Origin of the sequence: Flavobacterium hankyongi, assembly GCF_036840915.1 — a bacterium.
GTDB classification, from domain to species: domain Bacteria; phylum Bacteroidota; class Bacteroidia; order Flavobacteriales; family Flavobacteriaceae; genus Flavobacterium; species Flavobacterium hankyongi.
Genome location: NZ_CP085725.1, coordinates 3320409 through 3333026, shown reverse-complemented (window position 1 = coordinate 3333026; position 12618 = coordinate 3320409). Strand labels below are relative to the sequence as shown.

The following is a 12618-nucleotide window of genomic DNA, read 5'->3' as shown; positions in this document are numbered from 1 at the left end:
CTCTAATCTTAGAGGTTTTTTTATTCTTTTTATAAAATCTAATTTATCCTATAAACGGAATATAGCTAAATAACTTTTTATACCAAGGTTTATTTTCAACCTCAACTCCATAACCATAACCGTATCCATAACCATTAATGGTATCAGTATCGTTTAATAACACACATAAATTAGGTAATTTATTTTCTCTATGTAAAACTTCTAAAGTTTTTAGCATCGGTTTGTGTAAATAATTAGCTCTCACCACATAAATAAAAGAATCTGCATTCTTGGAGATTAAGAGAGTATCAGTTACTAAACTTACAGGAGCAGTGTCTACAATTATATAATCATATTCTTTTTTAAGATCCTCAAACATTAATTCTACTTTCTTACTCATTAGTAATTCAGCAGGATTTGGAGGAATAACTCCAGCAGGTATTATATCAAAACATTCATATCCTTTCTGCTTAACAATATAATCATGGATATCTGCTCCATTAGTTGATAAATAATTTGTTAAACCTCTGCCTGGCAAACTAACATATTCATCCAACTTTGGATTACGTATATCCATACCAATTAACAAAACTTTTTTACCAGAAATAGCAATAGTAGCTGCTAGATTCATCGTAATGAAAGTTTTACCTTCTTTTGGAACTGTCGATGTAAGAAATATAGTTTTAGCTTTATCAGTACTAACATTATTGAGTATGAACTCTAGATTAGTCCTAACAATTCTAATGGCTTCTGCAGAACTTGTTCTACTATCCGATTGAATAATTTCGTTATTTGAATCTGAATGAGGTACGTCGCCAACAAAAGGAATACCTAGCCAATCTAGATCATGTCTATCTTTAACTTTAGTATCCATTAAATTTTTCAAATATATAATTGCAAAAGGTATTAATACTCCCATCATTAATCCTACTAGATAAACTAAACTTCCTTTTGGCGAAACTGGTATTCCTGTGGAATAGGCCTTATCAACGACTTTTGAATTTGGGGCAGTTCCTGCAAGTGCAATTGCAGTTTCTTCTCTCTTTTTAAACAAATACAAATAAAGCTCTTCCTTAATTTGTTGCTGTCTAAATATATTTCTAAATTCTCTTTCTTGTTTTGGTATTTTAGATATTCTATTCCCTAAAATATTCCCTTGGTTACGTATATCATTATTTTTAACAGATAAAGACCCTTTTAACCTTAAGAGACTTTCATTAATATTATTTTTGAGAGCATTAATTTTATCATCTAATCTTATAACTAAAGGATTTTCTTTTGTTGAACTCTTCAAAATTCTATCTCTTTCAACAACTAAATTATTATAATCTCCAATTAGTTGTGATGAATTATTATCTGAAGGAATTATATTTGCAGGTATAACATCTGATTCGCTATTTGATTTCAAATAACGGATCATCATATCAACTACTTTTACTTGAGTTTCTACAGAGATTTCTTCTGTTTTAAATTCATTCGCTGATCTTAAATTAAGTTCAGCTTCTGATGGAAGATCAGTAATTTTATTCTTTATTTTGTAACCCTCAGCATCTTTTTCAATGTTTCCAAGCTCTTCGGTTATAATAACTAATCTTTCATTAATAAATTTAGCAGTTTTCTCGGATATAAGATTCTTATCATTAATCGCATCCCTGTTATATATTTCAATCAATTTATCTAAAAAATCTTCAGCTTTATCACTTACACGATCTGTTATTGATATTTCAACTACATTTGCGAATTTTGATAGCGTTTCAACATTCAACCTATTTTTAAAATCATTGGAACAAGTCGCAAGATTTGATATTTCAATAATAGTCTTTCTTTTTTTTAATGGTTCTGGCTCATCATAATCGTCAAAGACAACATTTTTTTGAACTATAAAATCTCCTAATCTTTTTGAATGTATTTTTTGTCCAAAAGAATATCGACCTATTTTGTTACTTTCTTTGTCGAATAAATCAAACTGATTACCTGAAATAACATCAACACTGAAAACAGTATCAGTTACGTACAAACGTTCCTTTTTATTTAAAAAAGATACTTTAACTTGATTTTTACCATACACATCTGATGACTTTATACGACCTTCAGCTACATAGTTAATATTAAACTCACCTTCTTTGATTGTTTTCTCAATTAATTGTCTAGATTTTAATACCTCTATCTCATCCACAATACGATTTTTAGGACCTGAAAACAAGCCTATATCCTGAAAAGCAGACAACTCTGAGGCCAACCCTCCTGATTGATCATCTTTAATTAAAATACTTGCAGACGATTTATAAATTGGAATAGAATAACGTAAATAAATTTTAGATAAAATCAGAAAAGCAAAAATGCTCAACAAAAACCATTTCCAATGAATTAAATATTTATAAAACAAATCTCTTAAGTTTCCGCTATTCTCGTCAGTATTGTCTATTTTATGCTGCATAATTCCTTTTAATTTTTATTAATTAGAAGTATAGAGAAAACAGCTGATGAAACCAATGAGGCTATTGCTATCCAAACAGATGTATTTTGATTAAATGTTGACGAGCTACTTTTTGCCTTATTCGGCTCTACATACACTAAGTCATTTTGAGATAAATAATAAAATGGAGAATTAATAAAATCTGCTTTAGTTATATCTACTCTTCCAACAGTTTTTTTCCCATTTATTTCTCTTACAACTATTATATTGTTTCTTTTTCCATAAATAGTTAAGTCCCCTGCCATACTTAAAGCTTCAGTAATTGTAATTCTTTCAGAAGATACAGAATAACTTCCAGGCTTTACTACCTCACCGTATACCGTTATCTTATAATTCATAATACGCATATTTACTATGGGGTTTTTAACATATTGGAGTAATTTATCTTTTAACAATTTTACAACTTCTGTTTTTGTCACTCCTCCAACATTAATCGACCCTAGAACTGGAAAATCAATTGTTCCATTTTTATCAACTAAATATAATTGCTGTTGACGTTGTGCCATATTTGCTTGTCCTATAACCGTTGGAATATTCTCTGTTGTAAGATTAAATGGAGATGCTGCTTCTTGGTCTGGCGCAGATACAATAATCATCAATAAGTCATCTGGTTGAATAGTTGGTTCAAAACTTGAACCATTAAATTCTGAAATCTGATCAATGTTTTGAAAGTAGGTAATCTTTTTTTGTTGACTGCAACTGCTTATTAAAAATAAAGCAAGTAACAGCATTGTTGAACCAACAATTTTGGGCAATCTAATCATAATTATTAATTAACTTTTTTGTCTAAAATTTCGAAAATCGAATTTAGACTTTTAAATTCGGGTACTAATTCTTTCATCTTGGAAACTACAAGATGATTATTATATTGTGCAGATGCTTTTAGAATTTCTAAAATAGATGCTTTAACATTATAATGAGCATCTATTTCTTCTTGCGCGACCATTATTTTTTCGTGGTGAGTTGGCAAGGTTTTCGAATTATCATTCAAAAGCTCCTCATACAGCTTTTCTCCTGGCCTAAGACCAACTTCCTTTATTTTAATATCTTTATCAGGTATGTAACCTGCTAAACGAATCATTTTTTTTGCTAAATCATATATTTTAACTGGTTTACCCATATCAAAAATATAAATTTCACCACCATTACCCATAGCCCCAGCTTCTAAAACCAATTGACAAGCTTCTGGTATGGTCATAAAATATCTAATAATTTCTTTATGAGTAATCGTTACTGGTCCTCCTTCAGAAATTTGTTTAGAAAATAAAGGAACGACAGACCCATTTGACCCTAGAACATTTCCAAATCTTGTAGTAATAAATTTTGTAGTATCAGTATTCCCTTTTAATTCATCAAAATACAATGACTGGACATATTTTTCTGCAATTCTCTTACTAGCGCCCATTACATTACTAGGATTTACTGCTTTATCTGTGGAAACCATTACAAACCTTTCAACACCAAACTGTATCGACAAATCAGCTAGGTTTCTTGTTCCCATAACGTTTGTAAAAATAGCTTGAGATGGGTTTTCTTCCATTAACGGAACATGCTTGTATGCTGCCGCATGGTATATAAGATTGGGACGATAAAGATCAAATATTTTTTCTAAACCAACTTTATCTCGTATATCAGCAATCACAGAAACCACATTAGTAGCAATACTCATTTTTTGGAGCTCTAAAGATAAATCGTGCAAAGGAGTTTCTGCCTGATCTAATACTATAAGCGTTGCAGGATTAAAATCTATTACTTGACGTACAATTTCACTTCCTATAGAACCTGCTGCTCCTGTAATTAAAATAGTTTTATTTTTAATTTGAGATGATATACTTCTATTGTCTAAAACAATAGGTTTTCTATCTAATAAATCTTCAATCTGAAAACTTTTAATTTTTTGAGAAATTTCTTTTTGATTTTCCCAATTGCTAATTAGTGGAACGGTATAAACTTTTAAATTATGTTCTAAACATTCATCAACAATTGCTAATTGTTCTTCTTTAGAAAGTCCTTTATCAGCAATAATTAATGCTTCAGCATTTAACGAGCGCATTATAACTGAAATCCTCTTCTTCTGATTAATAATGGGTAATCCTAAAATTTGTTTAGATTCATTTAAACTGTATTTATCAATAAAACCTAAAAGTTTAAATCGTGTAGGAGTTTCAGATTGCAATGCGTTTGAAACTGAAATTGCGTTAGCATCTGCTCCGTAAACAATAGCATTTACAAGATTTGCTGCTTGAATTCCTTTAAAATAAACTTCAAAAATTTGCTTTACTAAGACTCTGTACAAAAACAACAGGCAAAACGAAAAAATTATATTAATCAACAATGCTGTTGTCAAAAAAATATTTTCTTTAAAAAAAAACGAATAACCTAAATTAATTAATCCTAAGAAGGCAAAAGTAGTTACTTGTGAAAAGAATATTTTTATTGCATCTATAAAAGAAGAATGCCTTATAATACCTGAATATGTTTTAAACCACCAAAAAAAGAAAATATTAAAGCCAAAATATAAAACAATCTTAAGTGCTTCATGAGTAGAATTAAAGTACTCTAACCCAATACCCTTAAAGAGATAAAAAGTAACAGAGCCTGAAAATGTTATGGCAACAATATCCAATAAAAGTATAACCCATCTTGGTAAATAACCTAAATTTTTAAGATTAAATCCATTTCTAGGGTTAAACCTAAGCACTTGCTTCAATACTGATTTTATAGTAGCTCTTTCCTCTATATCCAAAACATTAACATTTAAAATGCATCTTCAAAACACTTAAATCACTTCTAACAAATAACTTATAAAAGCTAAAAGAAGCTTAAAAGAGGATCGCAAAATACTAAAAAAATAGTTCTAAAACGGCTTTTATCCTGTTTTTTTCTTCCTCTTTTAAATTTGATCCTGAAGGCAAACACAGTCCCTTGTCGAACAACTTTTCTGACACATCACTACCATAGTAAGGGCAGTTTGAAAAAACAGGCTGTAAATGCATAGGTTTCCATAGTGGACGTGTTTCTATATTCTCTGCTTCAAAAGCTAATCTAAGAGCTTCTCTCTTTTCGTAAGAATCAAGCTCAATGGCACTTAACCAATGATTTGAAAAATAATCCTGTGTAGGCTCAAATAGAACATTTACCCCTTCTTTTTCTTTAAAAAAATTCAAATAAAAATAGTGATTCTCTCTTCTTAAGGCTACATGTTCATCCAAAACCTCCATTTGACCTCTACCAATACCAGCACATATATTACTCATTCTATAATTATAACCAATATGTGAATGTTGATAATGTGGTGCATTATCTCTTGCTTGAGTAGAAAGAAAAACTACTTCATCTTTTAACTCTTTAGTTTTTGCGACTAAAGCACCTCCACCAGAAGTTGTGATAATTTTATTTCCATTGAATGATAAAATACTGATATCTCCAAAAGTCCCACATTTTTTTCCTTTATATGTACTTCCAAGAGCCTCTGCACTATCTTCAACTATTGGAATTTGATATTTTTGAGAAATCGTTTTGATTTCATCGTACTTAAAAGGCATGCCATATAAATGAACCGCAATTATTGCCTTTGGTTTCTTGCCTTTTGCAATTCGATCAACTATAGCTTCTTCCAAAGCAATTGGGCACATATTCCAAGTTTCACGTTCGCTATCAATAAAAACAGGCGTAGCTCTCAAATAAGCAATAGGATTTGCTGAAGCCGAAAATGTCATACTTTGACAAATAACCTCATCATCTTGCTTAACATCAAGAAGAATAAGTGCTAAATGCAAAGCAGCTGTTCCTGAGCTCAGTGCTGCAACATGAACATTTTCCCCAAGATAAGTCTCTAAATCAATTTCAAAACCATTAACATTAGGCCCCAATGGTGCAACCCAATTAGTATCAAATGCTTCTTGCACATATTTTTGTTCATTTCCTCCCATGTGCGGTGAGGAAAGCCATATTTTTGAATTATTCATTGGTATGAAATTTTATAGGTTTTGCCGGAATACCAACTGCTGTACAATTTTCAGGTAAACTTTTTGAAACTACAGCTCCAGCACCAACAATTGTTCCGTTTCCTATATGTAATTGATTAATTATTTTTGCTCCTGTACCTACATAAACACACTCGCCTATTTTTACTTCACCAGATATATTTACAGATGGCATAAAAGATGAATAGGCTCCAATGATTGTGTCATGACCAACCGTACAAAATAAATTTAGAATTGTAAATTTTTCAATTTTAATATTACAAGTTATAATATTTCCAGCACATATAATACACCCTTTTTCGATTACAACATAATCTTTAGAAATTATTGCTGATGGATGGATAAGTGTTGGAAAAGTTAACTTATTATTAGACAACTGACTTAACAATTTAGACTTAACAATAGGATTACCAATAGCAACAGCTACACTTATCGAATCTGAGACAGAATTCAAATCTGCAATTCCTCCCAAAACTGGGAACCCATTTACTAATGTATCTAAAGCAAAACCATCATCATAGAATCCTAAAAATTCATATTTCCTTTCTATCTCATTGATTGCATCTATAATTATTTTTACTTCACGGCCAAATCCTCCAGCTCCAACAATAACAATTTTCTCCATAATCAAAATCAATTATATCCTGTAAAAGGCTCAATAGTTGCTGAATCAGCAGCGTTTACACCTTCTTTTTTTAATACTTTCAAAAAAGTCTTTACTATTATCTTAAAATCAGTTAAAAAATTACAATGATCTACATACCAAACATCATAAGCAAATTTTTGATCCCAAGAAATAGCATTCCTTCCATTAACTTGAGCCCATCCTGTAATCCCTGGTTTCACTTCATGTCTTCTATTTTGAAAATCATTATAAAGATGAACATAGTCTGTTAATAATGGTCTAGGCCCTACTAAACTCATGTCTCCTTTAAGAACATTAATTAATTGAGGAATTTCATCCAGAGATGTTTTTCTAACAAATTTCCCTATAGGCGTTAATCTTTCCGAATCATGAAGTAGTTTACCTTCTTCGTCTTTTTTATCATTCATTGTCTTGAATTTAATTATGGAAAAAACTTCACAATTTTTACCAGGACGACGTTGTATAAAAAAGGGTTTTCCTTGATTGGCAAAAAAAAGTAGGACAGTTATCAAAAAAAGAACTGGCGAAAGTAAAATCAAGCCAATCAAAGCTAAAATAAAATCTAAAAAACGTTTGACAAAAAAATTATACATGATTCATTATCCTTTCATAACTATGCTTTGGAGTAACCTCATTAATAAAATACTCATACCCATTTTCTCCCATAGATGTACAAAGTTGCGGATTTGCTCTTAAAAAATCTATTTTTTCTTTAATTTTTAATGGTTCATTTGAAGGAGCCCAAACCCCTCCTCTTATTTGTTCTTGAATCAAAAAACCATAATCAGTATTTTTATCAATTGCTGCTAAAACAGGAATTTTTGCATTAAAATAGCTTAAAGACTTAGACGGAATGTTAGGTATAGTGAATTTTTCACTGAGAGAAATTAAGCCACAATCAGCAGCTGAAATAATATTTTGATAATCCTCACGTGGTAAAGAGTCTTTTATCACAACATTTTTTAAATTCATTTGCTTTGATAGAGCATCAATTCTTTCTTTTTCTGTCCCTTGACCAACAATAAAAAAAAGTACATTATCGTTCCCATTGTACAATTTTGCAACTTTAAGTATGTTTTCTAATTTCTGAGGAAGTCCAATATTTCCCCCGAAAATAACTACAAAATAATCATCAAAGCCATATTTTTCTCTTAATGAAGCTCTATTTTCGGGATTTAGCAAAATTTCCTTTTGCCAATTTGGCAACAAATGGAGCTTTGATATTGCAACCTCTGGATTATACTTTTTTACATAATCAATATTCCCCTGTGACATACAACCAATACTATCTGAAATCTCATAGAGCTTTCTTTCTTTTTGTCTAAAAATACGATACAAAAAACCTCCTTTTTTCATCATCCCTAAATCAACAGCATTTTGTGGAAAAATATCTCTCAAAATCAGATAGACTTTTGCATTACTCTTTTTTTTCAACCAAGTAGCTACAGTAACAAGACTTATAGGTGGAGTAGGCATTATTATTAAATCTGGAATAATTTCTGATTTAAAATGGTTTTTTATCGCTTTCTTATATTGAAAAGGCAATAATAAATTAGCTAAACCTTTTTTGACAGCTCCAACATTCAACAATGACATTGTTTTTACCCTCAATACTTTAATTCCTCCTTCATCTATTAATCCAGTTTCATTTTCATCAATAGAGGGGGCAACAACAAAAACTTCATGTCCTTGGTCACAAAATTCTTCCATTAAATCTGTATAAAGATTACCTCCGTGTCCAATTTTAGGAAAAGTTAAAGCTAAAAAAAGTATTCTCATTTATATATTCTTTGACCAAACAACTCTATTCACATAATCAGTATAACTTAGAATTATACGTACCATTTTTTCTGAAACATTAGGCATAGAATAATCAGCAACTGGTCTATAATTACGTATTGTTTTTCCAACATTTTGTTGCTTTAATTGAACTAGTGACTGCATAATTCTCTCTGAGGAAAGACCTGTCATCATTACTGAAGTCTCCTCCATTGCTTCTGGCCTTTCATGTGCTTGACGAATATTGAGTGCTCTAAAATTTAAAATAGAACTTTCTTCAGAAATCGTTCCGCTATCAGAAAGTACTGCGTAAGCCCTCATTTGTAAAGCATTGTAATCATGAAATCCTAATGGTTTTAAAAATCGGATTTCGGGCCTCACTTTTACTTGCTTCTTATCAATCATATTTCTAGTTCTTGGATGAGTTGAAACAATAATCGGATATTGATACTTTTCTGCAATTAAGTTTAGACTTTCTATTAATCCATTAAAATTCTTTTCTGAATTGATATTTTCTTCTCTGTGAGATGAAACAACAAAATACTTACCTTCTTCTAAATTTAAACGAGACAAAACATCTGAAGCTTCTATTTGTGGAAGATAATGATTCAAAACCTCAAACATTGGAGAACCTGTTTTAATAATTCTGTCAGCCGGCAATCCTTCACGAAGTAAATATTCTCTAGCAATATCACTGTAAGTTAAGTTAACATCGGCGGTATGATCAACTATTTTACGGTTTGTTTCTTCAGGAACTCGTTGATCGAAACAACGATTACCTGCTTCCATATGAAAAATTGGAATTTGACGTTTTTTAGCTGGTATGGCACACAAACAACTGTTAGTATCTCCCAAAACTAAAAAAGCGCCAGGTTGTAGCTGCTCTAAAAGTGGATCAATTTTTATTAAAATATTGCCAACGGTTTCGGTAGCAGTTTTACCAGCAGCTTCTAAAAAGTAATCGGGTTTCCTTAAGCCTAAATCTTCAAAGAAAATCTGATTAAGTTCATAATCATAATTTTGGCCAGTATGAACAATAATATGTTCAATTGCCTCAGAAGCATCCAAAGCCATCAATACTCTTGATAATCTGATAATCTCCGGACGGGTTCCTACCACCGTCATTACTTTTAGTTTTTTCATAGTTGTATTTTATACTTCAACAAAATAAGTATCTGCATCTTGTGGATTATAAGGTTCGTTTATCCAAAAATTAGTATATAAATCCTCATCCCCTATGTTTTTTATGTTGTGGGTGTACCAAATGGGCATATCTACATAAGCTGGCTCGTCTCCATCAAGATAAAAATTAAACACTTCATCAGTTCCTATTTTTCGCAACTGAATTAAAGCTTTGCCTTTAATAACAGCAAAACGTTCAATTTTTCTTGTATGATAATGATTTCCTCGAGTAATACCTGGTACAGTAGTAGAAAAAGAAACTTGTCCCCCTACTCCCAATCTAATTACCTCAACAAAAGCTCCTCGAGGATCTGTATGCTGAACAAATTTAACTGGATAATGATTTTGTATATCAAAATAACATCTGAACGTGTTAAACAAATTCAAATCGAAAGTAGTATCTAGAACCGGAATTTCTCCTTTGTCGAAATAAGTTTGCTTATAATAATTCAATTTGGCTAAAACCTCCGAAACTTTATGGGTTGAAGTATGCGAAATTATTAATTCACTTTCAGAATTTCCAGTTCTGATTTGGCTGATGATTTCCTGAACCAATTCACCCACATAAATCAATTTTACTTCGCCATCAACATCAATGGTTGGTATTTCGTTATGTGTTAATTTATGACAAAAGGTAGCTACAAACGAATTATAATTTGGTTTTCCGAAAGGACCAAAAACATTCGGAATAATTAATCCGGTGAATTTTGTCTCGTTTCTTCCTGCCCAATTTACAAACAATTCTCTACCTTCTTTTTTAGATTTTCCGTATAAGTTATCTCTTTCTTCTTGTGACGAAGAGGAAAAAAGTAAATGTGGTTTTGATTGCGTTCTTTCTAATGATGAAACTAATTTCTCTACTAAATCTAAGTTGGTAGCATATATAACTTCTTGACTTTCGTGTCTATTCATCGCTGCTAAATGAACAATTACATCACATTGTTTCACAAAAGCATCTAATTGCTGTTGGTTTTCAAAAAAACTTTTATCAAAATCAACTCTTTCAAACTCATCAGGAAATAATCCTAAAGTATTGTATAAATGATTCCCTACAAAACCATTTTGTCCTGTAATTCCTATTTTTAGCATATTTTATTGTTTTGTGCAGACAAAGTACTCTAAAGGATATTTATATTCATCTTTAATTTCTCCCAAAAGATAATCGCTCATTACTAAAAGTTTTGCATTTTCTTCCTTTGATTGAATACAAGAAATATAACCCGAAGGAACATGTAATATATCTAAGTTCTCTGAAGAAAGACAAAAAACATATGGTTTTAATGTTGGCTCAGGATTATCCCAATTATCTATCCTTATTAGTTGTATTTCAAAAGTTCCAACCATAGCAGAAAACCATCTTTGTTCTCTTTTATGTCCTTGCCATCCTCTCCTAAAATTAGAACTTTCATTTTCAATTACATACATCCTTTTTATTTGACTAGCATCAAAACCATTATTGAATTTAAGAGTGCCTCTATGGTCTGAATGACAATTCCCTTTTATTACTATTGGCAACATACTCAATTTAATCTGGATATTGTTTTAAATCAGCTTCTCCTAATACATCTTTACGAATTAACGGAAGTTTCATTAAGAGTTGCTTCATCCCTTCAACATCTTGTTGGATTGTATTATGGGAATGATAATCTTCAATTTTAGAAACATCTATTTCGCCTTCAGAAAAATATTGGGCATAATTTAAATCCCTATTATCAGCAGGAATTCGGTAAAAACCTCCCATATCTTCTGCTTTTACCATTTCTTCACGAGTACAAAGTGTTTCATACAGCTTTTCACCATGTCTTGTTCCAATAATTCTAATTGGATTATCTGCTTTGAACATTTCTTTTAATGCTTGCGCTAAATCGCCAATTGTTCCTGCTGGAGCCTTATTCACAAACAAATCCCCTGAGTTTCCATGTTCGAATGCAAAAAGAACTAATTCTACCGCCTCTTCTAAAGACATCAGAAAACGTGTCATTGAAGGATCAGTAATCGTAAGTGGTTCACCATTTTTAATTTGCTTAAGGAACAATGGAATAACAGACCCTCTTGACCCCATTACATTTCCGTAGCGCGTTAAACAAACGGTTGTATGCTCTAAATTTCTTGAAGCTGCTACGGCTACTTTCTCCATCATGGCTTTAGAAATGCCCATTGCATTTATAGGATACGCCGCTTTATCGGTGCTTAGGCAAATTACTTTTTTTACACCATGCTTTACAGCCGCATCTATAACATTTTGTGTTCCCTCTACATTAGTTTTTACCGCTTCCATTGGAAAAAATTCGCAGGAAGGCACTTGCTTCAAAGCGGCTGCATGAAACACATAATCTACACCACGCATTGCATAATCAATACTTGATGGATTACGAACATCTCCAATATAGAACTTGAGTTTGTCGTTTCTATACAGATTTCGCATGTCATCCTGTTTTTTTTCATCTCTGGAAAAAATTCGGATTTCCTTGAAATGGTCTGTTTGTAAAAAACGATTAAGCACAGCGGTTCCAAATGAACCTGTACCACCAGTAATTAAAAGTATTTTATCTGTGATGGATTGTTTCATT

General features: G+C 31.4%; 11 protein-coding genes. All 11 read right to left on the bottom strand.

Annotated elements, in window-relative coordinates:
* Positions 1-43 precede the first annotated feature (43 nt).
* Complete coding sequence (locus LJY17_RS15195; protein ID WP_264544644.1) at positions 44-2416, bottom strand: GumC family protein; 2373 nt, start codon at positions 2414-2416, stop codon at positions 44-46.
* 8 nt (positions 2417-2424) lie between these two features.
* Positions 2425-3219 (bottom strand): polysaccharide biosynthesis/export family protein, encoded by a 795-nt coding sequence (locus tag LJY17_RS15190; protein WP_264544643.1) that lies wholly within the window; start codon positions 3217-3219, stop codon positions 2425-2427.
* A 5-nt stretch (positions 3220-3224) separates the two neighbouring features.
* Positions 3225-5201 (bottom strand): polysaccharide biosynthesis protein, encoded by a 1977-nt coding sequence (locus tag LJY17_RS15185; protein ID WP_264544642.1) that lies wholly within the window; start codon positions 5199-5201, stop codon positions 3225-3227.
* A 97-nt stretch (positions 5202-5298) separates the two neighbouring features.
* Entirely contained in the window at positions 5299-6423 is a 1125-nt protein-coding gene (locus tag LJY17_RS15180) for a DegT/DnrJ/EryC1/StrS family aminotransferase (protein ID WP_264544641.1), read from the bottom strand.
* Positions 6416-7066, bottom strand: a complete 651-nt coding sequence (locus LJY17_RS15175; protein WP_264544640.1) for an acetyltransferase — start codon at positions 7064-7066, stop codon at positions 6416-6418. Before LJY17_RS15175 ends, LJY17_RS15180 begins: the two co-directional genes overlap by 8 nt.
* An 8-nt stretch (positions 7067-7074) precedes the next feature.
* Positions 7075-7680, bottom strand: coding sequence for a sugar transferase (locus LJY17_RS15170; RefSeq protein WP_264544639.1), 606 nt, complete (start codon positions 7678-7680; stop codon positions 7075-7077).
* A complete protein-coding gene (locus tag LJY17_RS15165; protein WP_264544638.1) occupies positions 7673-8866 on the bottom strand; it encodes a glycosyltransferase family 4 protein in 1194 nt (397 codons plus the stop codon). Before LJY17_RS15165 ends, LJY17_RS15170 begins: the two co-directional genes overlap by 8 nt.
* Positions 8867-10009: a non-hydrolyzing UDP-N-acetylglucosamine 2-epimerase gene (gene wecB / locus LJY17_RS15160; protein WP_264544637.1), complete on the bottom strand. Its 1143-nt coding sequence runs from the start codon at positions 10007-10009 to the stop codon at positions 8867-8869. It lies immediately after the preceding gene.
* Positions 10010-10018: 9 nt separating this feature from the next.
* Entirely contained in the window at positions 10019-11137 is a 1119-nt protein-coding gene (locus tag LJY17_RS15155; RefSeq protein WP_264544636.1) for an NAD-dependent epimerase/dehydratase family protein, read from the bottom strand.
* A 3-nt stretch (positions 11138-11140) separates the two neighbouring features.
* A complete protein-coding gene (locus LJY17_RS15150) occupies positions 11141-11566 on the bottom strand; it encodes a WxcM-like domain-containing protein (protein WP_264544635.1) in 426 nt (141 codons plus the stop codon).
* Positions 11567-11573: 7 nt separating this feature from the next.
* Positions 11574-12617 (bottom strand): polysaccharide biosynthesis protein, encoded by a 1044-nt coding sequence (locus LJY17_RS15145; RefSeq protein ID WP_264544634.1) that lies wholly within the window; start codon positions 12615-12617, stop codon positions 11574-11576.
* Between the last annotated feature and the right edge of the window lies 1 nt (position 12618).

Excerpts from the sequence above, each read along its gene's own strand:
- LJY17_RS15170 (WP_264544639.1), bottom strand. The coding sequence starts at position 7,680 with ATGTATAATTTTTTTGTCAAACGTTTTTTAGATTTTATTTTAGCTTTG.
- wecB (WP_264544637.1), bottom strand. The coding sequence starts at position 10,009 with ATGAAAAAACTAAAAGTAATGACGGTGGTAGGAACCCGTCCGGAGATT.
- LJY17_RS15145 (WP_264544634.1), bottom strand. The coding sequence starts at position 12,617 with ATGAAACAATCCATCACAGATAAAATACTTTTAATTACTGGTGGTACA.
- LJY17_RS15150 (WP_264544635.1), bottom strand. The coding sequence starts at position 11,566 with ATGTTGCCAATAGTAATAAAAGGGAATTGTCATTCAGACCATAGAGGC.
- LJY17_RS15195 (WP_264544644.1), bottom strand. The coding sequence starts at position 2,416 with ATGCAGCATAAAATAGACAATACTGACGAGAATAGCGGAAACTTAAGA.
- LJY17_RS15155 (WP_264544636.1), bottom strand. The coding sequence starts at position 11,137 with ATGCTAAAAATAGGAATTACAGGACAAAATGGTTTTGTAGGGAATCAT.
- LJY17_RS15180 (WP_264544641.1), bottom strand. The coding sequence starts at position 6,423 with ATGAATAATTCAAAAATATGGCTTTCCTCACCGCACATGGGAGGAAAT.
- LJY17_RS15190 (WP_264544643.1), bottom strand. The coding sequence starts at position 3,219 with ATGATTAGATTGCCCAAAATTGTTGGTTCAACAATGCTGTTACTTGCT.
- LJY17_RS15165 (WP_264544638.1), bottom strand. The coding sequence starts at position 8,866 with ATGAGAATACTTTTTTTAGCTTTAACTTTTCCTAAAATTGGACACGGA.
- LJY17_RS15175 (WP_264544640.1), bottom strand. The coding sequence starts at position 7,066 with ATGGAGAAAATTGTTATTGTTGGAGCTGGAGGATTTGGCCGTGAAGTA.